Genomic DNA, 23,229 nt, shown 5'->3' on the forward strand with positions numbered 1-23,229 from the left:
GAGCCGCGCAGCGACGGAGGAGCGAGCAGTGACGAGGGAAGCCCGCGCGTTGGAGCGCGCCAAGACTGAGCGGGAGGAGGGGCGCGTGTCTTGGCGCGCTGCGCGGGCTGGACTGAGGAGCCGCGCAGCGACGGAGGAGCGAGCAGTGACGAGGGAAGCCCGCGCGTTGGAGCGCGCCACGACTGAGCGGGAGGGAGGGGCATGAGCACGGCTCCCGCCTGCCTCGGCCACGGCCGGGTCACGATCACCCCGGCGCTGCGCGCCGCCGTCGACCGGCTCGACCACCGCTCACGTCACCAGGCGGCCTACCACTTCGGGTGGATCACCGCCGGCGGCGCGCCGACCAGCGCCGACGCCGGCAAGGCCGTACGGCCGGCGCTCGCGCTGCTGTCGGCCGAGGCGGTCGGAGCGCCGCCGGAGGTCGCCCTGCCCGGCGCCGTCGCCGTGGAGCTGGTGCACAACTTCTCCCTGGTGCACGACGATCTGATGGACGGCGACGAGGAGCGCCGCCACCGGCGCACGGTGTGGAAGCTGTGGGGTTCCTCCAGCGCCATCCTGACCGGTGACGCGATGCTGGCGCTCGCCCAGGAGGTGCTGCTGGACACCGGGCTGCCGACGGCGGCACCCGCCGCCCGGCTGCTGGCCCGCACCACCCGGCACCTGATCCGCGGCCAGGTCCAGGACCTGGCCTTCGAACAGCGCTCGCACGTCACGGTCGAGGAGTGCGTCGACATGGCCGCCGGCAAGACCGGCGCGCTGCTGTCGGCGAGCGCCGCGATCGGCGCCGTCCTCGCCGGGGCACCGGAGGCGACGGTGGACGCGCTGGCGCTCTACGGCGACCAGGTCGGCCTCGCCTTCCAGCTCGTCGACGACGTTCTCGGCATCTGGGGCGACCCGGCCGTCACCGGCAAGCCGGTCCACTCGGATCTGCGCTCCCGCAAGAAGTCCCTGCCGGTGAGCTACGCGCTGAACCAGGAAGGCCCGCTCAGCGACGAGCTGGCCGCCTGGCTCGCGGCCCCGGGCGGACCCGGCGGAGCCGGGAAACCTGGTGAACCCGGCGAACTCGGCGAACCCGGCGAGGCGGAACTGCGGCGCGTGGCCGGTCTGATCGAGGGCGCCGGCGGCCGGGACTGGGCGCTGGCCGAGGCCGCCCGGCGGTTGGCGCTGGCCGAGGACGCGCTGCGCGGTGTCGAGTTGGACGCCGGCGCGCGGGACGAACTCCTCGCGCTCGGGCGGTTCGTCGTCGACCGCGAGGTCTGAGACCGAGCCGGCCCCCGTACCCGTAAGCCCCCTTCCGACCCCGTCCCCGACCCCCGACCCCCGACCCCCGACTCCTGAGTCCTGCCTCCTCCTGCCTCCTGCCTCCTGCCTGCCGCCTTCTGACTTCTGACTCCGCTCAGCGCAGCGCCCCCACCAGGGCACCACCATGCCCGCTGCGCCTCCGCAACCCACTCCCGAGGATTCCCCATGCCCCAGGACGTCGACTTCCACATACCCCTGCCGGGCCGGCAGAGCCCGGATCACGCGCGTGCCGACGCCGAGCAGCTGATCTGGCCGCGGTCGCTCGGGCTGATCAAGTCCGAGGCGGCGGCGAAGCGTCATCTGCGTGGCGGCTACGCCGACCTGGCCTCCCGCTTCTACCCGCACGCCACCGGCGCCGACCTGGACCTGGGCGTCGACCTGATGTCGTGGTTCTTCCTCTTCGACGACCTCTTCGACGGGCCGCGCGGCGAGAACCCAGAGGAGACCAAGCAGCTCACCGACGCGGTCGCGGCTGCGCTGGACGGCCCCCTCCCCGACACCGCGCCCCCCATCGCCCACGGCTTCGCCGACATCTGGCGGCGCACCAGCGAGGGCATGACACCCGCCTGGTGCGCGCGCAGCGCCCGGCACTGGCGCAGGTACTTCGACGGCTACGTCGACGAGGCGGAGAGCCGCTTCTGGGACACGCCGTACAACTCCGCGGCCGAGTACCTGGCCGTGCGCCGGCAGACCATCGGGGTGCAGCCGACGGTCGACCTCGCCGAGCGCGCGGGCCGCTTCGAGGTGCCGCACCGGGTCTTCGACAGCGCTGTGCTCTCCGCGATGCTCCAGATCGCCGTCGACGTCAATCTGCTGCTCAACGACATCGCCTCGCTGGAGAAGGAAGAGGCCCGCGGCGAGCAGAACAACATGGTCATGATCCTGCGCCGGGAGCACGGCTGGTCCGACGACCGCAGCGTCGCCCACATCCAGAGCGAGGTGCGCGCCCGCCTGGAGCAGTACCTCCTGCTGGAGTCGTGCCTGCCGCAGGTCGGCGACATCTACCGGCTCGACGAGGCCGAGCGCGAGGCCCTGGAGCGCTACCGCAACGACGCCGTGCGCACCGTGATCCGCGGTTCCTACGACTGGCACCGCACCTCGGGCCGCTACGACGCCGAGTTCGCGGTCGCCGCCGGGGTCCAGGGCTACCTGGAGGAGCTCGGCAGCACCGCCCACTAGCAGCACACACACGACGGGAAGTTGAGGATCGAATGACCGAGCAGACCACCTTCTCGGCGGGAGCGGCGCCCGGGGCGCTCCCCGTCGTGGGACACGCCCTCCAGATGATGCGTCACCCCGTGAACTTCATGACCTCGCTGTCGGCCCACGGCGACCTGGTCGAGATCAAGATCGGCCCCACCAGGGCCTATGTCCCGACCCACCCCGAACTGCTGCGGCACGTCCTGACCAACGACCGCATCTTCGACAAGGGCGGCGTCTTCTACGACCGCGCCCGTGACATCGCCGGCAACGGCCTGGTCACCTGCCCGTTCGCCGACCACCGCCGCCAGCGCCGGCTGATGCAGTCGGCGTTCACCCGCGGCCAGCTCAAGCGGTACGCCGAGGCCATGCACGCCGAGATCGAGGCCACGGCGTCGCGCTGGCAGGACGGCATGGTCGTCGACGCCTTCCAGGAGATGTACGGCATGGCCCTGCGCACGGTCGGCCGCACCCTGTACTCCACACCCGTCAGCCCCGAGCTGGCGGCGAAGGTGGAACGTTCCTTCGACGTCGTGCTCAACGGCCTGTTCCGGCAGATGTTCCTTCCGGCCTCGATCCGCCGGCTGCCCCTGCCGTCCCAGCGCCGCTACCGGAGCAACCTGGCCTTCCTCCACCGGACCACCCAGCGGCTCATCGACGACTACCGCGGCTCCGACACCGAGCACGACGACCTGCTCGCCGCCCTGCTCGCCTCCCGCGACGACGACGGCGGCCGGCTCGGCGACAAGGAGATCCACGACCAGGTCATCACCGTCATGGCGGCCGGCACCGAGACCGTCGCGGGCACCCTCACCTGGGTCTTCTACCTCCTCTCCCAGCACCCGGAGATCGAGGCCGCGCTCTACGACGAGATCGACACCGTCCTCGGCGGCCGCGCCCCGCGGTGGGACGACCTGCCGAACCTCTCCCTGACCGACCGGATCATCTCCGAGACGCTCCGACTCCGCCCGCCGGCCTGGCTGTTCACCCGCCTCACCTCCTCCCCCACCGAACTCGCGGGCCGCCGCCTGCCCACCGGCTCCACCGTCGTCTTCAGCCCCGCCGCGGTCTCCCAGTACGAGGACGCCTTCGACCACCCCAAGAAGTTCGACCCCGACCGCTGGCTCCCGGACCGCATCGCCCCGGCCGCCCGCCACGCCTACGTACCGTTCGGCACGGGTGCCCGCAAGTGCATCGGCGACCTCTACGCACGCACCGAGGCCACCCTGGGACTCGCCACCATCCTCGGCCGCTGGCGGGTCACCTGCGAACCCGGCATGGACATCCGCCCGGTCCCGCTGGCCACCGTCTACCACCCCCGCCGCCTCCGCCTGAGGCTCGACGCCCGCACCCCGCACCGGACGCCCTCCGCCGTTCCCGCGCCGACCGGGGGCGACCTGACGTGAACGAAGGGTGCGCAGGGAGATCGCGCACCTACCGTCGGCGGTTGCGGCTAGCGTCTGTCTGACTCGTACGGACGACTCAGAGGAGGCACCTGTGGCTGCACTCGTGCGACGGATGTCAGCAAGTGCTGTGGTGATCGCCGGAATGTTCATCGTCTCTGCTTGCTCGACCCACCAAACGGTGAGCAGCCCATCGTCGTCTGCGGGCACGGAGGCACCGTCGAGAACGTCAAGACCTCCGTTGACCGCCAAGCAGCTGAAGGCACTCGCCTTGAAGGACAGTGAGGTGCCACAGGCTTACGACGTGCCAGTGCAGGAACCTTCTCCGGAAGAGCGACGGAAGACGTTGCCGCCGGTCTCGGATGCCTCCTGCCAAAGAGTCCTCACCATACTTGCGGCCGAGGACGCGTCCGCCGTTGTGTTCCAGATCTACAACTGGAGGGAGAACATCTTCGGGGGCGATTCCACCCTGGCTTCTTACGAGGGCACGAAGGCGCAAAAGGCTTTTGGACAGCTCCAGGCATCCCTTGCGGACTGCAGGTCCTTTTCGGGGGTCAGTGTGGCGGGGAAGTACAAGGCCAGGATCACCATGGACAAGGGCCCGGACGTTGGGGACGAGGCCCTCGGTTTCCATGTGGTCATCCCGCTGCCGGACGGAGAGGGAGTCCGGGACGAACACCATGTTTTCGTGCGGACGGACAACGTCACAGCCAGTTTCACGGATACGAACGTGGGGATGCCGGCCAGGTTCCCCCTCGGCCTTGTCAACAAGCAGGTCGAACGGCTGAATTCGGCCCAGCGTCCCTGACCTCTACGATCGCTGCGTTTGTGATCTCGGAAGAGAAGGCTGAAACACTGTGACGGACGAGCGAGTTGTCATCGTGACCGGCGCCGGTTCCGGTATCGGCGCGGCCACCGCCCGGCTGCTGCGCGAACAGGGGCATCAGGTGGTCGTGTCCGGGCGCCGGGTCGAGCCGCTGCGGCGCTTGGAGGGGGAGACGGGCGTGCTGGCGTATCCGTCGGATGTGGGTGACCCCGAGGCCGCCGAGGGTCTGGTCGGCGCGGCGCTCGCCGCGTATGGGCGCGTCGACGGTCTGGTCCTCAACGCGGGCATCGGGCGTGGCGGCACGGTCGGTGATCTGTCGCTGGCGGAGTGGGACGAGGTGATGCGCACCAACGTCACCGGTCCGCTGCTGCTCCTGCGCGCGGCGATCCCGCATCTGCGGCGGGCGCGGGGAGCGGTGGTCGCCGTCGCCTCGGTCTCGGCCCTGCTCAGCGGGCCCGGCGGTGCCCCGTATGCCGCGTCGAAGGCCGCCCTGGTGCAGCTGTGCCGTTCCGTGGCGGTGGACCACGGCCGGGAGGGGGTGCGTGCCAACGTGGTGTGTCCCAGCTGGGTGAGGACGGAGATGGCCGACCGGCGCATGGCGCGTTTCGCGCAGGAGGCGGGGCTGGGGGACGGTGGTGTGGACGCCGCCTACGAGGAGGCGACCCGGCTCCTGCCGATGGGCCGGCCCGGCGAACCGCGTGAGGTCGCCGAGGCGATCGGCTGGTTGCTCTCTCCGGCGGCGTCCTTCGTCAACGGCGCGGTGCTCACGGTCGACGGCGGGGCGACGGCGCTGGACCCGGGCACCGTCGCCTTCGACTTCCACATCGCGCCGCGCGGCGAGGCCGGGTCGGCCTGACCGGCCGGGGCCGGGCGGGGCGCGCCGATGGTCGGGGCGGCCGGCGGTCAGCCTGTCCGGCCGGGGCCGGGCGGCGTGCGCCGATGGTCGGGGCGGCCGGTGGTCCGTGTGGCGTCCAGGGCCTGGCGGGCCTCGGCCACCACGTGCGGGTCGGTGACGAAGTGGGTGTCCTGGAGGGCGGAGGCTCCCGCGGCTCCGAGTGGTATCCAGGCACCGCCGCGCCTGGGCTCGGCCCGGGTCTTGGCGGAGAGGTGCACGGCGGCGACCCCCGCGGCCACCAGGGCGGGGATGTCGGGAGTGCGCACGCCGCCGCCTGCCATGACTTGCACACCGGGAGCCGCGGCGACCATCGCGGCGAGCGTGGTCGCCCCGTCGGCCGCGGTGGCCGCGCCGCCGGAGGTGAGGACCCTGGTGATGCCGAGCGAGGGGAGCAGCGCCGCGGTGGCGACCGGGTCGGCGGACTGGTCGATCGCGCGGTGGAGGGTGACCTCCACGGAGCGCTCGTGGTGCGAGGCCGCGTCATGGGCGGCGTCGGTCAGGCGGGTGAGGGCGTCGGTGTCCAGGAGGCCTTCGGCGGTCAGCGCGCCGACCACCACCCCGGAGGCGCCCGAGGCGACGACCGAGCCTACCTCGGCGACCATCAGCGCGATCTCCTCGGCGTCGTACACGAAGTCACCGGGGCGGCACCGCACCAGGGCGTGCACCGGGGACCCGACCGCTGCCACCGCCTCCACCGAGGCCGCCGACGGGGTCAGGCCGCCCAGTTCGAGCCCGGTGCACAGTTCGACCCGGTCGGCACCGTGGTCGCGGGCGGCACGAGCGCCCGCGGGGGAGGTGACCGCGATCTCGAGGGCGGTGTCCGGCGTTCCGGGGCCGCCCCTCACTCGTCGTCCCCGGTGAGCGGCTGGTCGGAGGCCGGGATGATCCGGGCGGTCAGGTCCGGGTCGGCCATGTCGCGGTCGAAGGGGAACATGGGCCGGCGGATGCGGTGGTGACCGAGTCGCGCCAGGTCCTGGTCGACCCCGCCCGGGGTGAGGGCCATCTTCCATGCCGCGGCCATGTCGAACAGCTCCGGCTCCAGGTAGCCGATCTTCACGATGACCACGTCGGCGGAGCGGGGGTCCAGGTCCAGGTCGGAGAAGTCGTGTTCGTGGTGGTAGGGCTTGCGCCGCCGGGTCAGGATCGCGTACACGCTGCCGACGCGGACCACGACCTCGGTCTCGGCGTCGCGGTCGCCGTGCCGGATCGCGTGCACCACGCCGGTGAGGGTGACGGGGCCGGCGTGCCGGTCGTCCACCTCGGCGCCCGCGGTGACGGTGACGGTGGCTCCCACGCCGGCGGCGACCGCGGTGTCGACGGCGGCGGGGCCGGGCACCGAGGCGTACAGGACGGTCGGGCCGTCGTCCTTCTGGAACTCCGGGCGCTCCAGCAGCCTGGTCAGCCCCCAGGTGACGTCGCCGGCGCCGCCCGCGGTGGGGTTGTCACCGGTGTCGCTGATGAAGTACGGCCGGTGCCGGGAGGCCAGGGCCTCGTCGAGGAGGTCGTCGAAGGTGCCGGTCGGGGCGACGAAGTCGAAGTCGTGACGGGCCTCCCAGAAGCCGCGGGCGAGGCGTTCGGCGCCTGAGGACACGGCGCTCCGGTCGGGGCCGGTGACGACGACGGCCGCGCGGTTGCGTGGTTCGTCGGCCCAGGCGTAGCCGACCCATATCGCCGCGTCGGTCACCCCGGCCGTGGCCTCGACCTCCTCGACCGCCGCGTACACGCTCCTGGCGGGCTCGATGCGGGTGGAGGTCTGCTCTCCGGCCAGCAGCACCGGGACCGGCACCCATGCCTTCACCGGTCGGGGGGCGCCGGAGGCGAGCAGGTCGACCAGGTTGCGCACGGCGCGCTCCTTGGTCTCCATGTGGTCCTCGTGCGGGGCCATCCGGTAGCAGGTGATGAGGTCGCTGCGGTGGGCGAGTTCGCGCGAGACGTTGCCGTGCAGGTCCATCGAGGTGGAGACGATCACGTCGGGGCCGACGGTGGCCCGGATGCGTTCCAGCAGGACGGCCTCGGCGTCCTCGACGCCCTCGACGGTCATCGCGCCGTGGATGTCGTACCAGAGGCCGTCGAGCCGGGGCAGCGCGGCGAGGCGGTCGATGAGTTCGCCGGTGAGCGCGGACCAGGCGGCGGCGGTGACCATGCCGCCGGGCAGCGACTTGCCCACCAGGGCGCCGTGCCAGTCGGCGGCCTCGCGCAGTTCCTCGCCGGGTGCGAGGAAGGGGTAGCGGTCGAGTACGTCGGCGCCGCGCGAGGGGTGGAACGCGGGGGCCTCGGTGCGGGCCGGGGAGAAGGTGGACGACTCGATGCCGAGCCCGGCGATGGCGATGACCGGGCGGGCGGCGGTGCGGGATTCCGACATGGCTCCTCGTGCGGGTTGGGGTGCGTCAGGGGGTGCGGGATGCGGCGGTGCCGGGGCGCTCGTCACCGAGCCCGGTGCCGCCCGCGTTGCGCAGGGCGTGCGCCATGGCGCGCTGCAGGGCGAACTGTCCGGCCCCGACGACTCCGGCGTCGACGCCGAGGCTGGCCCGCTCGATCGTGAGGTGCTCGGTGACCAGCGGGTGGCAGCTGTCGTAGAGCTGGCTGCGGACGGCGGCGACGAAGGGTTCCAGGGTGGAGAGGATGCCGCCGAGGTAGACGGCGTCCGGGTTGAAGAAGTTGACGTTGGCGGCGAGCACCTGGCCGAGGTGTTCTCCGGCTCGGCGGACCGCACGGGTGGCCTCGGGGTCGGCGTCGGCGGCGAGGCCCACGACGTCCTCGATGCTGCTGACGTCGGCGCCGCGCTCGCGCAGGATGCGTACCAGGGCGGCGCCGGAGGCCACGGTCTCCAGGCAGCCGGTCTTGCCACAGGAGCAGGGGATGTCGGCGGCGCCGTCGATCCGGATGTGGGTGATGTCGCCGGCGGCGCCGGTGGCGCCCCGGTAGAGGCGGCCGTCGACGATGACGCCGGCGCCGATCGCCGAGCCGATCTTCACCATGATCGACTGTCGGTGTTCGGCGGGCCGGACGGTGTGCTCACCCATCGCCATGCAGTTGGCGTCGTTGTCGACCGCGGTCGGGACGCCGAAGCGTTCCTCCAGCCAGGTGGCGACCGGGAAGCGGTTCCACCCCGGCATCCGCGACGGCAGCATGGCGGCCCCGGATCGGGTGTCCACGGGGCCCGGGAGGGACAGGCCGACACCGCACAGCCGGTCGCGTCCGCGCTCCTCGGCCAGGGCCTCCAGGGTTTCGGCGAGCCGTGGCAGGGCCTGCTCGGGGCCGTCGGCGATGACGAACGGAACGGTGGAGACCTTTTCGAGCCGGCCGCCGGGCAGTGCCACACCGATCCGGGCGTGCCGGCCGCCGAGGTCGGCGGCGACGGCGAACTCGTCGGTGCCGCCGAGCCGGAGGACCTTGCGGGGGCGCCCGCCGGTGGACGACTGGGTGCCTTCCTCGGCGATCAGCCCGCGCTCGACCAGTTGCGCCACGGTCAGGGAGATGGTCGAGGGGGCGGCACCGAGCAGGCCGGCGAGTTCGGCGCGTGACGAGGCCTGGCCCGAGGCCACGAGTTCCAGGACGCGGGCGGCGAGGGAGGAACTCCCCTTCGCCGACTGACGGTTCCGCGCACTTATTTCAGTCATGTACGAAGTAACTTCCGCAACGGTGGGTGTGACGAAGACAGTACGCCCGCAGAACGCGTACGTGAACCGCTTCCCGGACAACATCACCTTGGCCGGTAGCGTGGCAAACCGGGCCAAAGGCGCCGATTTCGCTGCCCGGATCAGGTTGTGGAGACTTCTGCTCAGCTCGCAGAAACTTACTTTTTACTAATTCTTGTTTGTTTGATCGGCGTGTGGCACGTTGACTGTCGTCGCAGCGCCGATCCCCGCGGCGCCGGCCCCCATGGGGCACATCACGGGTCCTTTCACTCCGAGGAGAGTCATGTTCCTTGCTCATTCGGCGACCGGCCGCCGCTGGGCCCTCGTCGCGGGTGCCGCCGTCCTGTCCGGCGCACTGCTCACCGGCTGTTCCGGAGGCGGTACCTCGTCCTCCGGCGGACACAAGACCGACACCATCAACTACGCGCTCCCGGCCAACTTCACGCCGAACTGGATCCTCCCGGTCGGCACGGCCTCGCACCTCAACACCAACAACTCCTCCATATCCCAGTCCCTCTGGGAGCCGCTGATCGCCTACGACGGCTCCACCGGCGAGGTCGGCTGGAACAAGAAGAACTCCCTCGCCACCGCGGCGGACTTCGCCAAGGACAGCAAGAGCGTCACGATCACGCTCGGCAACCGGCACTGGAGCGACGGCAAGCCGGTCACCTCGCGCGACGTCGAGTTCTGGTTCAACCTGGTCAAGGCCAACAAGGCCGACTGGGCAAGCTACAGCCCGGGCAAGGCACCGGACAACTGGACCTCGCTGAAGATCGTCGACGACACCCACTTCACCATCGCGTTCGACAAGGCGTACAACCAGCAGTGGATGCTCGCCAACGAGCTGAGCATGATCCGCCCGATGCCGCAGCACGTCTGGGACAAGACCAGCGACTCCGGTGCCGTCTCCGACCTGGATCGCACCAAGGCTGGCGCCAAGCAGGTCTGGAAATACCTCAACAACGCCGCAAAGAACATCTCCGGTTACGCCAGCGACCCGCTGTGGAAGGTCGTCAGCGGTCCGTACACCCTCAAGTCCTTCTCCACCGCGGGCAGGGTCGAACTGACCGCCAACGCCAAGTACGACGGCGGCGGCAAGGCCAACATCAAACACGTCAACCTCCTGCCCTTCACCACGACCGACGCCGAGGCGAACGCGCTGCGGGCGGGCACGGTCGACTACGGCTACATCAACGCCACCGACCTCAGCCAGGAGGCCTCCTTCAAGTCGCGGGGCTACACGATCAAGCCGTGGGCGGGCTGGGCGATCACCTACATGCCCTACAACTTCAACAACCCCGCCATGGGCGCCGTCTTCAAGCAGCTCTACGCCCGGCAGGCGATCCAGATGTCGGTCGACCAGACCAGCCTGGCGAAGGTGGTGTTCAACGGCACCGCGGTCCCCACCTACGGCCCGATCCCCCAGGGACAGGCCTCCGACTTCGTCTCTCCGGAGCAGAAGAACAACCCCTACCCGTTCGACACCGCCAAGGCGAGGAAGCTGCTGACCTCGCACGGCTGGACCGAGCGGAACGGCACCATGGTGTGCACCGACGCGGGCAGCGGCGCCGACCAGTGCGGCTCGGGCGTCGCCAAGGGCACCAAGTTCGAGATGCACGTGCTGTCCCAGTCCGGTTCGACCGTGACCGACAACATGATGAGCGCGCTGCAGTCCTCCTTCTCGAAGACCGGCATCAAGTTCTCCATCAAGACCGCCCCGGTCAACTCGGTGCTCTCGCAGACCGGTCAGTGCAAGTCCGCCGACCCGGGTTGCAAGTGGCAGCTATCCTTCTTCGGCACCGCGGGCAGCTGGTACTTCCCGGCGTACCCGAGTGGTGACTCGCTCTTCCAGACCGGCGGCGGTTCCAACTTCGGCAGCTACTCCAACCCTGAGGTGGACAAGCTGATCACGCAGACCACCACCTCCGACTCGACCGCCGCCGTCCAGAAGTACAGCGCCGCGCTGGCCAAGGACCTGCCGGTGATCTGGCTGCCGGAGCCCGACTACCAGGTCTCCGTGGTCAAGAACGGGCTGGGCGGCTTCGCGCAGGACTCGCTCGCCAACTTCCACCCCGCCATGTGGAAGTGGACGGACAACTGAGCCCGGCCGGTGACCCAGCGCATTCCTGAGCCGAAGCGACCGGAAAACACATGAGCACTCCTTCGTACCTGATCAGACGGGTCCTCCAGGCCGTCGCGGTGATCGTGATCGTGACGATCGTGGTCTTCGGTCTGCTGCACGCCCTGCCCGGGGGGCCCGCCCGCGGCATCCTCGGCCCGCAGGCCACGGCGCAGCAGATCGCCCGCTTCAACCACGAACAGGGCCTCGACCAGTCCCTGCCCGTGCAATACCTCCACTACCTCAACCAGTTGCTGCACGGTGACCTCGGCACCTCGTACACCCTGAACGCCCCGGTCTCCCGGCTCATCGGGGAGCGGCTGCCGAAGACCCTGGTGCTGACCGTCCTGTCGTTGGTCATCGGCCTGCTCCTGGCGATCCCGCTGGGTATGTGGCAGGCGGTGCGCCGCAACAGGCCGGCGGACTACGTCATCACCACGCTGAGCCTCATCGCCTACTCCACGCCGGTGTACTTCCTGGGGCTGATCCTGGTTCTGGTGTTCAGCCAGGTGCTGCCGTGGTTCCCGTCCCAGGCGCCGCAGGGCCAGTCGCTCGCCCAGGTGTTCTCCGAGCCGCAGGCCCTGGTACTGCCGGTGGCCACCGGCGCCGCCTCCATGGTGGCGGTGTTCAGCCGCTACATGCGCGCCGCCACCCTGGAGAATCTCTCCGAGGACTACGTCAGGACGGCGCGGGCCGGGGGTTCCCGCTACGGCGCCATCCTGCGGCGGCACGTGTTCCGTAACTCCCTGACCCCGGTGATCTCCATGCTCGGCTACTACCTGCCGGTGCTCTTCGGCGGTGCCCTGGTGGTGGAGCAGCTCTTCAACTACCCCGGCATGGGGTTGTTGTTCTGGTCCGCCGCGCAGGCCTCCGACTACCCGGTCCTGCTGGGCTGTGTGCTGGTCATCGCCGTCGCCACCGTGGTCGGCACGCTGCTCGCCGACATCGTCCAGCGGATCATCGATCCCCGAGTGAAGGCAGGCCGGGCATGAGCGCCGTCATCCAGCCGGCCAAGGCGCCCGGCACCGCGGACACCCCCCGTGAGACCTCCGGCACCCGGCTCGCCGTGCGGCGCTTCCTGCGCAACCGGCTCGCCGTCGCCGGGCTCGGCGTCGTGCTGTTCTTCGTCCTGTTCTGCTTCGTGGGCCCGCTGGTGTACTCCACGGACCAGACCCACACCGCCCTCGACCAGGTCAACCTCGCCCCGAGCGGCACACACTGGCTCGGCACCGACGCCGTCGGCCACGACGAGCTGGGCCGGCTGATGTACGGCGGCAAGGTGTCGCTGATCGTCGGTCTCGCCGCGGGCGCCCTGGCCACCGTCATCGGCACGCTGTGGGGCGCGGTCGCGGGCTATGCCGGCGGCTGGATCGACGCGGTGATGATGCGGATCGTGGACGCGGGCATCGCCATCCCCGCCCTCTTCATCCTGCTGGTGGTCTCCGCCATCACCACCCCCGGCCTGCCCGGCCTGATCCTCATCCTCGGACTGGTGTCATGGCTGGTGCCGTCCCGGCTCATCCGGGCCGAGACGCTGACCCTGAAGAACCGCGACTACGTACTGACCCTGCGGGCCATCGGGGGAACCCACGCCCGCGCGATCCTGCGGCACATCCTGCCCAACTCCGTGTCGACCATCATCGTCGCCACGACCTTCCAGATCGCCGACGCCATCCTCCTCGTCGCCTACGTCTCCTACCTGGGCCTGGGCGTGCAGCCACCGGCCACCGACTGGGGCGGCATGCTCTCCGCGGGACTCACCGCCGCCTACTCCGGCTACTGGTGGCTCATCCTGCCGCCCGGCCTGGCCATCATCCTGGTGGTGTGGGCGTTCAACGCGATCGGGGACGGGCTCCGTGACGCTTTCGACGTGAGGGGACGCGGATGACCGCCACCCAGGCCTCCGCCGCCCCGGCGGCCGAGCCGATTCTCGAACTCGACGACCTCGATGTCGTCTTCACCACCGAGTCCTCAAAGGTCCCCGCCGTACGGGGGGTGTCCCTTCAGGTGCGTCCCGGTGAGACCCTCGCCCTGGTCGGCGAGTCGGGCTCCGGGAAGTCCACCGTCGCGCTGGCCGCGATGGGGCTGCTGGCCGGAAACGCCCGGGCCACGGGCCGGGCCGTGATCGACGGCACCGACATCGTCGGCGCCGACGAGGCGGGGCTCGCCGCGCTGCGGGGCCGGACCGTCTCCATGGTGTTCCAGGAGCCAGCCACCGCGCTCGACCCGCTCACCCGGATCGGCAAGCAGATCGCCGAGGTGATCCGCAACCACGGCGACGTCTCCGCCAAGGACGCCGCCGCTCGCGCCGTCGACCTGCTGCGCAGGGTCGGCATCCCCGAGCCGGAGAAGCGCGCGGCCGCCTACCCCTTCCAGCTCTCCGGGGGCCAGCGCCAGCGGGTGGTCATCGCCATGGCCATCGCGAACGATCCGGCCCTGCTGATCGCCGACGAGCCGACCACCGCGCTGGACGTCACCGTGCAGGCCGAGATCCTCGACCTGCTGCGCAGGCTCGCCGCCGAGACCCGCACCGGCGTCCTGCTCGTCACCCACAACATGGGTGTGGTCGCCGACTTCGCGGACCGGGTCGCCGTGATGTACCAGGGCCGGATCGTGGAGACCGGCACGGTCGAGGACGTACTGCTGCGCCCGTCCCACGACTACACCCGGCGGCTGCTGGCCGCCGTGCCCCGGCTGTCGGTCGCGGAGCCCGACGGGCGCGCGCCGGCCGGCGATCCCCGCCCGGACGACGGGTCCGGCGGCGGCGACGCCACCGCGCCGGTCGTCGAACTCCGCGACATCTCGGTGGTGTTCGGCCGCGGAAAGCGCGCGGTGCACGCCCTGGACGGTGTCTCGCTCGTCGTCCGCCCCGGCGAGACCCTGGGCCTGGTGGGCGAGTCGGGCTCCGGCAAGTCCACCGCGGCGCGGGTCGCGCTCGGCCTGATCCCGCCGACGTCCGGCACCGTGTCGCTGTTCGGCGCCGACCTGGCCCGTACCCGCTCCCGTGCCCGCCGGGCGCTGCGATCCGGCATCGGCGTGGTCCTCCAGGACCCGGTCGCCGCGCTCGACGCCAGGATGACGGTCGGCGAGTGCGTCGCCGAGCCCCTGCGGGTACATCGCCGTGGGCTGTCCGCCCAGGAGCGGCGCGGCAGGGTCGAGGCGGTGCTCGACCGGGTCCGGCTGCCCCGCGACATCGTCCGGCGCGCCCCCGGCGAGCTGTCCGGCGGTCAGCGCCAGCGGGTGTCCCTGGCCCGCGCGCTGGTGCTCGAGCCCCGGCTGCTGGTCGCCGACGAGCCCACCAGCGCGCTCGACGTGAGCGTGCAGGAGTCCGTGCTGAAGGTGATCACGGAGCTGCAGGACGAGCTGGGCTTCGCCTGTCTGTTCGTCTCCCACGACCTCGCGGTCGTCCAGCAGTTCGCCCGCCGGGTCGCCGTCATGCGGGCCGGGCGGATCGAGGAGCAGGGCCTCACCGGGGAGACGCTGCTGCACCCGGAGACGGACTACACCCGGCGGCTGCTGGCCGCCGTGCCGGTGCCCGACCCGGTGGTCCAGCGCGGACGCAGGGCCGAACGCCTGGCCACCTTGGCGGCCGGACGTACGGGGGCCGAGGCGTGAGCGACCGCCCCTTGTTCGCCGGCGTGGACATCGGCGGGACCACGACCCAGGTGGTGGTGTGCGACGACGACCTCACGGTGCTCGACCGGGCCGGAACGGCCACTCCGGCGGCCTCCGGCGGGCAGGCCATGATCGACGCCGCGCTCGGTGTCCTGACACCGCTGTTGCGGCGTACGCCCGGCCGGCTGGTCGGCGTCGGGGTCGGCGCGGCCGGGGTGGTGGACACCACGGTGGGCCGCATCCTGGTGGCCAGCGACTCCTTCAGCGGCTGGTCGGGCTTCCCGGTCACCGCCGCCGTGGAGGACGCCCTGGGCGTGCCCGCGTTCCTCGACAACGACGTCAACGCGTTCCTGCGCGGGGAGGTGTCGGGCGGCGCGGTACGGGGCGAGCCCGATGTCCTGGGCATCGCGCTGGGCACGGGTGTGGGCGGCGCGCTCTGGGCGGGCGGCCGGCTCTTCGCCGGCCCGCAGGGCGCGGCCGGTGAGATCGGACACATCCCCGGGTTCGGCGACCTGCCCTGTACCTGCGGGGGGCGTGGCCACCTGGAGACCCTGGCCTCCGGCCGTTCCATCGGGGCCCGGTTCGCCGACCGCACCGGCCGCCGGCTCACCGCGCGAGAGGTCGCCGACGCGGCCACGCGCGGCGACCAGGACGCCCTGGAGGTGTACCGCGCCGCCGGCGCCGGGCTCGCGCGGGCGGTGGTCATGACGGCCGGCCTGGTGGACATCACCACCGTGGTGATCGGTGGCGGCGTCAGCCGTGCCTGGCACCTCCTCGAGCCCGTCATACGGGCCCAGCTCGCCGAGGAGCCCCCGGTCAGCGGTCACCCGGTCCGCCTGGTCCGTGCCCGGCTCGGCGCCGATGCCGTACCGGTGGGCGCCGCCGCCCGCGCCCGCCTGGAGACGACGCCGGGTGCGGGAGTCCTGACGACACCCTGAGGGCCGGCCGACAGCGAGTGGGATACGAGACGCTAAGCTACCAATCATCCCATCGCAGGCGTTCCGTCGCCCTTCCAGTCCCACACCGACAGCGGCAGCCGCACACGCCCGGGTCGGCGACGATGCCCTTCGGCACCGGCAGGTGGCGCCGAAGGGCGGAGTCCCGGCCGGTGGTGGGCTGAGACCGGCCTCGCCGGGAAGTACGGACAGGAAGGCACATGAGTGGCGGGGGCGGGCGGATCGCTGACCCGTAGAGGTCTGCGCGGCCGGGAGGCCGAGCTGGAAGAGCTCGAGGCGCTGATCGCCTCGGTGGCCCGCACCGGTAGCGGCGGGTTGGTCCTGCTGCAGGGGGAGCCGGGCATCGGTAAGACCACGCTGCTCGCCGAGGCCGCCTCCGGGGCCAGGGCGGCGGGGTTCTCGGTCGGCGTCGGCAAGGCCGATGAGCTTCATCACATCGTGCCGCTCTCGTCGCTGGCGGCCTGCCTCCTGCACGGCGATCAGCCGCTGCTGTCCGGCGATGCCTTCGCCGATCTCTCCCGTACTCACGATCAGCGCATCTGGCTGGTGGAGCGCCTGGCGGAGGCGATCGAAGCCCGAGCGGGCAGCGTGCCGGTGCTGATCGGCCTGGACGACGCGCAGTGGGCCGATCCGCTGAGCCGGTTCGCCCTGAAGCAGCTTCCGACGCGCCTGCGGACCTCGCCGGTCCTGTGGGTGCTGACCGCGCGACGGGAGCCCGCGGGGCCGGCGGAAGAGGTGGTCGCGGCCGCCGTCGGCAACCTCCCGGCGGTCACCGTGCCCTTGGGGCCACTGTCCGGGGCGGCCATCGATCAACTGGCCGGGGACACCCTCGGGGCAGCGGTTGACGGGAACGTGCGGGACCTGCTCGACGGGGCAGGCGGGAACCCGTTTCTGGCGGCCGAGATGCTCGCGGGACTGCGGACCGCCGAGGCCTCGGACGGGCTCATGCCCCCCGGGCTCGTGGTGGGTGTGCGTGGCAGACTCAGCTCCCTGCGGCCCGACACCCTGCGCTTCCTCCAGATGGGAGCGGTGCTGGGGCGCAGTTTCGGTTTCCACGACGCCGCCGCGCTCTGCGGGCGGCCGACCGCCGCATTGATCGCGGCGCTCGAGGAAGCCGTGCGCGCGGGACTCCTGGACGACGACGGCGATCATCTGGTTTTCCGGCATGACCTGCTGCGCCAGGCGGTCTATGTCGACATCCCGCCCTCGGCCCGGAAGGCCCTTCACCGTGAGGCCGCCCACCACCTGGTCTCCGCGGGCCACCAGCCGATCGACGCGGTGCCGCACGTCCTCAGGGGAGCCCTGCCCGGAGACGAGGAAGCCGTGGCGCTGCTGCGGCGAGCGGCCGACGACGTACTGCCGGTCACGCCGGGCCTCGCGGCCGACCTGATGACGCGCGCACTGGACCTGGTGCCCTCCGCACTGCCCCTGAGATTCACCGTGGGTGAGCAGACGATCCTCGCCCTGACCCGGGCCGGCCGGAACCGCGAGGCCCTGACGACAGGCGACCGGCTCCTGGCCGGCCGACCACCGCTGGAGGCGTTCGGTCGGCTGCAGGCCGCCCTCGGCGGGACGCTGTGGAACATGGATCTCGCCGGTGAACTGCGCCGCCGGGTCGAAACCGCCCTCGCCGCGGGGGGCGCCGCCCCGGAGATCGGGGCGAGGCTGGCCGCCCTGCGCGCGCTTGCCCTGTCCCGGGGTGACGATCTCGTCGCGGCGCGTGAGGCCGGCGAGACCGCGCTGCGTGCCGCCACCGCGGCCGGTGACCGCGAGGCACACATCCTGGCCCTGTCCGGGCTCGGCGAGATCGCGCAGAACGCGGGTGAGAACGCCGTCGCCCTGGAGCGCTTCGCCGCGCTGAGCGCCATCGATTCCGCCTTCCTTCCCGAAGAGATCGTCGCGCACCTGCACGTGGACGACTTCGAGTCCGGCGAACGGCTGCTCTCGGAGGCGGCGGACCGCGCCGGGGCGACGCGGCAGGCGATGATGCTGTGGGCACAGGGCCAGCACGATCTGGGGCTCGGTCGGCTCGACGACGCCGACGCCGGCTTCATGACCATGGAGCGCCTGGAGGACGAGGTGCAGGTGCCCGTCCAGCAGGTGAACGGTCGCGTGATCCGCTCCCGGATCGCCCTGCTGCGCGGCGACCGGGAAGCGGCGCGGGAGCACCTGGTCGCGGCGCGGGAGAGGCTGGTGGCCAAGCCGAACCCGGGCAACACGGCCGCGGTGCGCTTCCTGGAGGCGGTCCATGCCGAGGCCGACGGAGACATCGGGCTCGCCGTCGACAGGATCCGACAAGTGCAGCAGGAGGGTCCCTTCATGCGCTGGCGGCTTCTGCGCGACTGGGTCGACTCCGCGATCCGCATGGCCCTGCGCGGCGCGGAGCACGAACTCGCCGAGGACCTGGCCGCGCAGGCCGGAGCCCACGCCGAACGCAACGCCGCCGTGCCGACCGCCAGGGGCATCGCGGCGCAGGCCCTCGGGCTGGTGAGAAACGATCCCGCCATGCTCGAACACGCGGCGGAGCTGCTGAAGGCGAGCCCCCGCCCGCTGGTCCGAGCCGCCGCGTACGCCGATCTCGGAGAGGCGCTCCTGGCGGCAGGCCGGAAACGTCCGGCGGCAGCCGCCCTGGCGCACGCCAGGAGCACGTTCGCCGAGTCGGGCGCCCACGCCGCGGCGGCACGCGCACAGCGCGCTCGGGAGGAGTCGGGCGCCGGCGGCCGCAGGGCGGCGGCCAAGCAGCGCCCCGTCCAGGGGTGGGGCGCCCTCACGGCCTCGGAGAAGAAGGTCGCACGGCTCATCGCCGCGGGTCACACCAACCGGTCGGCCGCCGGCCTGCTCGTCGTCTCCCCGCACACGGTCAACACTCATCTGACGTCCGTCTTCCAGAAATTGTCGGTCAACTCCCGGGTGCAACTCGCCAACCTGGTCATGGCCCTGCCCGACAGCTGAGCGGAGCTGTTGGTACGTTCACGCGATGCGCCACCGCCCCTGGAGGCGCTTGGCTGGCGCCTCCCACACACTCCGTCGGAGGTCACCGGCATGCACAGCTCCGTCCCCGCACCGCCGACCGTTGTGCTGGTGCACGGGGCGTTCACCGATGCCTCGTCGTGGGCGGGGGTCATCAGCCGCCTGCACACCGCCGGACTGACCGTACGCGCCCCGGCGAACCCGCTGCGCGATCTGGCGCGGGACGCCGCCTACCTCAGAAGCGTGGTGCGGCAGATCGAGGTCCCTGTCGTCCTGGTCGGCCACGACTACGGTGGCGCGGTCATCACCCACGCCGCCACCGACGCCGACAACGTCCTGGCCCTGTGCTATGTCGCCGCGTTCGGCCTCGACGCCGGCGAGTGCGTCCTGGACATCACGAACCGCTTCGCCCCCGCGCCGGCGGCCGACGCGACCTGCACCGCCGCCCTCCCCGCGCGGACCCCCGGCGAGCCGGACCGCGAGCTGTACATCCGCCGGGAGCAGTTCCCGCAGGTGTACGCCGCCGACCTGCCGACCAGCGACAAGGAGGTGCTGTCCGTGGCGCAACGCCCGATCGCCTGCGGCGCGCTGACCGGTAGATCGGGGCCGCCGGCATGGGCCTCCAAGCCGTCCTGGTACGCCATCGCGACCGCCGACCGCATGCTCAATCCCACCGCTCAGCGCTTCATGGCACAACGCATGGCAGCCACCGAATACGCGCTGGACGGTTCACACGCCGTCGTGCTGTCGCAGCCCGACGCCGTGGTGGCGATGATCCGGGATGCCGTGGCCCATGTCGCCGGCCGGCCGGGGCTCGGTACCATGCGTTCGAGCGGAAGATGCCTGTATCGGCCATCTTGACGGCACCACGGGGTCCGTCCCCCGCGCGAGCTGGCTTCGGCCACAGACGTCTCTCGACAAAGGCACCAGCATGACCTCACCGGCCAGACCGTCGGTTCGGCGGATCGCCGCCCTCTTGACCGGAACGATCACCCTGGTGGCGGCCGCCACCGGGTGCGGTGGCGGACCCGGCGCCGGGTCCGCCACGGACAAGGTGACCTCCATCACCGCGCTGGACTACTACACCGACGAACCCGAGCACACCCAGTGGGACGAGATGCTCACCGCCTGCGGCAGGGCCGCCGGCGTGAAGGTCGAGCAGACGAGTGTTCCGGCGGCGTCGCTCATCCCCAAGGTCCTGCGGCAGGCGTCCTCGCGGACCCTTCCCGACCTGCTGATGCTGGACAACCCCGACCTGCAGCAGATCGCACGGACCGGCGCGCTGACCCCTCTGGACCAGTACGGCATCCAGCCCAGGGGCTACGCCAAGGGCATCCTGTCGGCGGGCACCTACCGGGGAAAGGTGTACGGACTGGCCCCCTACGTCAGCACGGTCGCCCTCTTCTACAACAAGGACATGCTCGCCAGGGCCGGTGTCGCCGTACCGAGGACCTGGGGCGAGCTGAAGACGGCTGCCACCAAGCTGACCCGTCCCGGGCGCTACGGCATGGCGGTCGACGCGAACGCCACGTTCGAGGGCACCTGGCAGTTCCTGCCCTTCCTGTGGTCCAACGGTGGGGACGAGAGGCGGCTGGACACCCCACAGGCCGCGCAGGCACTCCAGCTGTGGGTCGACCTGGTGAAGAGCGGATCCATGTCGAGGTCGGTGCTGAACTGGACACAGGCCGACGTCCACGATCAGTTCGTCGCGGGGAGGACAGCCATGATGATCAATGGCCCCTGGCGGATCCCCGCCCTGAACACGGACAAGGACCTGCACTGGGGGGTCGCCCCCATCCCCGTCCCCCGGGCGGGGCAGACCCCGGTCACCCCGCTCGGCGGTGAGGTGTGGACGGTGCCGCAGAGCCCTTCCGAGGCCCGGCGGGCGAAGGCCGCCCAGGTCCTCGCCTGCCTGAACAACTCCTCCAACATGCTCACCCTGGCCCGGCAGCACTTCACCGTGCCCTCCCGCACCACGGTGGCCGCCCGGCACGCCGAGCAGGTTCCGACGATGTCCGTCTTCGCCAGGAGCGTGGCAGCGGCGCGGGCCCGCACCAGCCAGCTCGGCGTCAGGTGGCCCAAGGCGGCGACCGGGATCTACACCGCGATCCAGTCCGCGCTGACGGGCGAGCAGACGCCGGCGGAAGCTCTCAAGGCCGCGCAGCGGTTCGCGACCGGTGACTGACCCGTCCCCGGTCCTCCGGAAGGGCACCGGGCAGGACGACGGCGTTGCCTCGGCGGGGCACCGGGGCGCGGCCCGGTCGCGCTCCGGCGAGCGGCTGGCCCAGTGGATGTTCATCGCGCCCGCCGCGGCGTACCTGCTGCTGTTCTTCGGATACCCGATCCTGAGGAACGCCGTGATGAGCTTCCAGGAGTACACGACCACGACGTTCTACACGGGTTCCGCGCCGTTCGTGGGGCTGCGGAACTACTCGGAGGTCCTGTCGTCGGACCTGTTCTCCACAACCGTGGCGACCACGGTCCTGTTCACCGCGGGCTCGATCGTCGGGCAGTTCGCACTCGGCCTGGCCTTCGCCCTGTTCTTCCAGCGCCGCTTCCCGCTCGGCGGCCTTCTGCGATCACTCCTGCTGCTGCCGTGGCTGTTGCCGCTGGTCGTCTCCGGAACGACATGGAAGTGGATGCTCGATCCCGACACGGGAGTCGTCAACGCGGCCCTGCGCGGCCTCCATCTCTCATCCTCCGGCGTCCCCTGGCTCACCGGCCCCTCACAGGCGCTCGGGTCGGTGATTCTCGTCAACATCTGGGTCGGCATCCCCTTCAACACCGCGATCCTGTACAGCGGCCTGCGGAACATCCCCGCGCACCTGTACGAGGCGGCGGAGCTGGACGGCGCCGGCCCGGTGGCGTCGTTCCGCCATATCACCTGGCCACTGCTGCGGCCCCAGGTCGGCGTCGTACTGGTGCTGGGCGTGGTCTACACGCTCAAGGTGCTGGACATCATCCTCGTGGTGACGGGCGGAGGGCCGGCCAACGCCACGGACACCATCGCCACGCAGGCCTACGCACTGTCCTTCCAGCAGTTCGAGTTCGGGCGCGGTGCCGCGTTGAGCAACGTACTCCTCGTCATCTCGCTCACTTCCGCCCTCGTCTACCTGCGCGCCGTCCAGCGCGCCCGTAACGTCTGAGAGGCGATCTTTGAAGCGTGCGCCGGGCCGTGGCCGGTCGTCCACCGTCATCGGGCTCATCCTGCTCGCGGTGATGCTGTTTCCCGTCTACTGGACGGTGAACGCCTCCCTCCAGCCGGCGGGCAACACCCTGCACGGCGGATGGTTCCCCGCTCATCCGGATCTCAGCGGATATGTCACCGCACTGCACGATCAGGGCGGCAACCTCGTCACCAGCCTTGTCGTAAGCCTCGGCAGCGTGGTGCTCAGCCTCGGGCTCGCCGCGCCGGCGGCCCACGCGCTGGCACACTTCCCCCTCCGCGGAATCAACCTCGTGCTCTTCGGCATCCTGATCGCGCAGATGGTGCCGAGCATCGCGGTGGCCAACGCTCTCTACGGCGCCTACCAGGACCTGGGACTCCTGGACTCCTACGCCGGACTGGTCCTCGCCGACTCCACCGCCGGGGTCCCCTTCGCGATCATCATCATGCGTTCGTTCATGCGGAGCATTCCCAGGGAGATCATCGACGCCGCGCGCCTGGACGGCGCCGGCAGGCTGCGCGTCTTCCGCTCCGTGGTGCTCCCGATGAGCACGAACGCCCTGATCACCGCCGCCGTCTTCACCTTCCTCTTCACCTGGAGCGACTTCCTCTTCGCCCTGACGCTGACCACCACGGACACCGTTCGCCCGATCACTCTGGGCATCTATCAATACCTCGGGGCCCACACGAACCAGTGGAACGCCGTCATGGCCACCTCCGTCATGGCGTCCGTCCCCGCCGCTGTCCTGCTGGTCGTCGCCCAGCGCCGTGTCATCTAGCGGATTCACGCGATGTGCCGCTCCGGGACCGCTGGCACGGTGATTCGGACGGCTCATCGGTTGAAGGACAGGGATCATGGTGCTGGACACATCGAGGCCGGAGCCTGTGCGGCCGGCAGGAAGCGCCCCCGGCGGCTTCCACACCACCGCTGCGCTGCCCGTCCTCCACAGAGGGTCGTACTGGCGTGAGGCCCTGTCCCGGACGTTCGGCGCCATGCACATCACCGCCCCCGACGGGGTGTGCTCCGGCACGATCCGTACGGCGCCGCTCGGCCGGCTCCGGGCCGTCACCGTGGAGGGCGAGCGCCTGTCCGCCCTGCGAACGCACCGACTCGTCGCCCGGGGCGGTGAAGACGGTCC

General features: G+C 71.3%; 18 protein-coding genes and 1 pseudogene. 16 read left to right on the forward strand and 3 right to left on the reverse strand.

What is annotated here, in order from left to right; all coding sequences use genetic code 11:
* Window positions 1-201: 201 nt before the first annotated feature.
* The 5 genes from BBH68_RS36010 (at window position 202) to BBH68_RS36030 (ending at window position 5,587) form a co-directional block, all read left to right on the forward strand.
* Window positions 202-1,260 carry a polyprenyl synthetase family protein gene (locus tag BBH68_RS36010; protein WP_065968017.1) on the forward strand — a complete coding sequence of 353 codons (1,059 nt, stop codon included), beginning with the start codon at window positions 202-204 and terminating at the stop codon, window positions 1,258-1,260.
* 207 nt (window positions 1,261-1,467) lie between these two features.
* Window positions 1,468-2,481, forward strand: a complete 1,014-nt coding sequence (gene ptlA / locus BBH68_RS36015; RefSeq protein WP_065968018.1) for a pentalenene synthase — start codon at window positions 1,468-1,470, stop codon at window positions 2,479-2,481.
* Window positions 2,482-2,513: 32 nt separating this feature from the next.
* Entirely contained in the window at window positions 2,514-3,908 is a 1,395-nt protein-coding gene (ptlI, locus tag BBH68_RS36020; RefSeq protein ID WP_065968021.1) for a pentalenene oxygenase, read from the forward strand.
* 238 nt (window positions 3,909-4,146) lie between these two features.
* On the forward strand, window positions 4,147-4,713 hold the full coding sequence (locus BBH68_RS43675; RefSeq protein WP_245738471.1) for a hypothetical protein: 567 nt from the start codon (window positions 4,147-4,149) through the stop codon (window positions 4,711-4,713).
* Between the two features lie 49 nt (window positions 4,714-4,762).
* On the forward strand, window positions 4,763-5,587 hold the full coding sequence (locus BBH68_RS36030; protein WP_065968025.1) for an SDR family NAD(P)-dependent oxidoreductase: 825 nt from the start codon (window positions 4,763-4,765) through the stop codon (window positions 5,585-5,587).
* 47 nt (window positions 5,588-5,634) lie between these two features.
* On the opposite strand, the gene BBH68_RS36035 is transcribed toward BBH68_RS36030, so the two are convergent.
* The 3 genes from BBH68_RS36035 to BBH68_RS36045 are packed head-to-tail and all read right to left on the reverse strand — an operon-like array spanning window position 5,635 to window position 9,246.
* On the reverse strand, window positions 5,635-6,471 hold the full coding sequence (locus tag BBH68_RS36035; RefSeq protein ID WP_065968027.1) for a copper homeostasis protein CutC: 837 nt from the start codon (window positions 6,469-6,471) through the stop codon (window positions 5,635-5,637).
* Entirely contained in the window at window positions 6,468-7,988 is a 1,521-nt protein-coding gene (locus BBH68_RS36040) for a M81 family metallopeptidase (RefSeq protein WP_065968028.1), read from the reverse strand. Before BBH68_RS36040 ends, BBH68_RS36035 begins: the two co-directional genes overlap by 4 nt.
* Window positions 7,989-8,013: 25 nt before the next feature.
* Window positions 8,014-9,246 carry an ROK family transcriptional regulator gene (locus BBH68_RS36045; protein WP_065968030.1) on the reverse strand — a complete coding sequence of 411 codons (1,233 nt, stop codon included), beginning with the start codon at window positions 9,244-9,246 and terminating at the stop codon, window positions 8,014-8,016.
* Window positions 9,247-9,547: 301 nt separating this feature from the next.
* Between BBH68_RS36045 and BBH68_RS36050 the strand changes: the two genes are divergently transcribed.
* From BBH68_RS36050 to BBH68_RS36100, 11 genes and pseudogenes are all read left to right on the forward strand, one after another.
* Window positions 9,548-11,365, forward strand: coding sequence for a peptide ABC transporter substrate-binding protein (locus BBH68_RS36050; protein WP_065968032.1), 1,818 nt, complete (start codon window positions 9,548-9,550; stop codon window positions 11,363-11,365).
* A gap of 50 nt (window positions 11,366-11,415) precedes the next feature.
* Window positions 11,416-12,375: an ABC transporter permease gene (locus tag BBH68_RS36055; protein WP_065968034.1), complete on the forward strand. Its 960-nt coding sequence runs from the start codon at window positions 11,416-11,418 to the stop codon at window positions 12,373-12,375.
* Window positions 12,372-13,271, forward strand: a complete 900-nt coding sequence (locus BBH68_RS36060) for an ABC transporter permease (protein ID WP_065968037.1) — start codon at window positions 12,372-12,374, stop codon at window positions 13,269-13,271. Before BBH68_RS36055 ends, BBH68_RS36060 begins: the two co-directional genes overlap by 4 nt.
* Window positions 13,268-14,998, forward strand: coding sequence for a dipeptide ABC transporter ATP-binding protein (locus tag BBH68_RS36065; RefSeq protein WP_065968039.1), 1,731 nt, complete (start codon window positions 13,268-13,270; stop codon window positions 14,996-14,998). The genes BBH68_RS36060 and BBH68_RS36065 overlap by 4 nt, the downstream gene beginning before the upstream one ends.
* Window positions 14,999-15,009: 11 nt before the next feature.
* Window positions 15,010-15,936: an ROK family protein gene (locus BBH68_RS36070; RefSeq protein WP_065968041.1), complete on the forward strand. Its 927-nt coding sequence runs from the start codon at window positions 15,010-15,012 to the stop codon at window positions 15,934-15,936.
* A 222-nt stretch (window positions 15,937-16,158) separates the two neighbouring features.
* Window positions 16,159-18,906: a helix-turn-helix transcriptional regulator gene (locus BBH68_RS36075; protein WP_065968043.1), complete on the forward strand. Its 2,748-nt coding sequence runs from the start codon at window positions 16,159-16,161 to the stop codon at window positions 18,904-18,906.
* A 90-nt stretch (window positions 18,907-18,996) separates the two neighbouring features.
* Window positions 18,997-19,785: an alpha/beta fold hydrolase gene (locus tag BBH68_RS36080; protein ID WP_065968045.1), complete on the forward strand. Its 789-nt coding sequence runs from the start codon at window positions 18,997-18,999 to the stop codon at window positions 19,783-19,785.
* Between the two features lie 115 nt (window positions 19,786-19,900).
* Window positions 19,901-21,109 (forward strand): ABC transporter substrate-binding protein, encoded by a 1,209-nt coding sequence (locus tag BBH68_RS36085; RefSeq protein WP_245738473.1) that lies wholly within the window; start codon window positions 19,901-19,903, stop codon window positions 21,107-21,109.
* Window positions 21,102-22,070, forward strand: coding sequence for a carbohydrate ABC transporter permease (locus BBH68_RS36090; RefSeq protein ID WP_245738474.1), 969 nt, complete (start codon window positions 21,102-21,104; stop codon window positions 22,068-22,070). Before BBH68_RS36085 ends, BBH68_RS36090 begins: the two co-directional genes overlap by 8 nt.
* Before the next feature lie 10 nt (window positions 22,071-22,080).
* Entirely contained in the window at window positions 22,081-22,869 is a 789-nt protein-coding gene (locus BBH68_RS36095) for a carbohydrate ABC transporter permease (RefSeq protein ID WP_065968049.1), read from the forward strand.
* Between the two features lie 76 nt (window positions 22,870-22,945).
* Window positions 22,946-23,229: pseudogene (locus BBH68_RS36100) on the forward strand (hypothetical protein); the annotation flags it as partial.

Source organism: Streptomyces sparsogenes (genome assembly GCF_001704635.1).
GTDB lineage: Bacteria > Actinomycetota > Actinomycetes > Streptomycetales > Streptomycetaceae > Streptomyces > Streptomyces sparsogenes.

Bases quoted from the DNA above. Each gene is read 5' to 3' on its own strand.
- ptlI (WP_065968021.1), top strand. From the start codon at position 2,514: ATGACCGAGCAGACCACCTTCTCGGCGGGAGCGGCGCCCGGGGCGCTC.
- BBH68_RS36065 (WP_065968039.1), top strand. From the start codon at position 13,268: ATGACCGCCACCCAGGCCTCCGCCGCCCCGGCGGCCGAGCCGATTCTC.
- BBH68_RS36040 (WP_065968028.1), bottom strand. From the start codon at position 7,988: ATGTCGGAATCCCGCACCGCCGCCCGCCCGGTCATCGCCATCGCCGGG.
- ptlA (WP_065968018.1), top strand. From the start codon at position 1,468: ATGCCCCAGGACGTCGACTTCCACATACCCCTGCCGGGCCGGCAGAGC.
- BBH68_RS36055 (WP_065968034.1), top strand. From the start codon at position 11,416: ATGAGCACTCCTTCGTACCTGATCAGACGGGTCCTCCAGGCCGTCGCG.
- BBH68_RS36010 (WP_065968017.1), top strand. From the start codon at position 202: ATGAGCACGGCTCCCGCCTGCCTCGGCCACGGCCGGGTCACGATCACC.
- BBH68_RS36045 (WP_065968030.1), bottom strand. From the start codon at position 9,246: ATGACTGAAATAAGTGCGCGGAACCGTCAGTCGGCGAAGGGGAGTTCC.
- BBH68_RS36060 (WP_065968037.1), top strand. From the start codon at position 12,372: ATGAGCGCCGTCATCCAGCCGGCCAAGGCGCCCGGCACCGCGGACACC.
- BBH68_RS36050 (WP_065968032.1), top strand. From the start codon at position 9,548: ATGTTCCTTGCTCATTCGGCGACCGGCCGCCGCTGGGCCCTCGTCGCG.
- BBH68_RS36080 (WP_065968045.1), top strand. From the start codon at position 18,997: ATGCACAGCTCCGTCCCCGCACCGCCGACCGTTGTGCTGGTGCACGGG.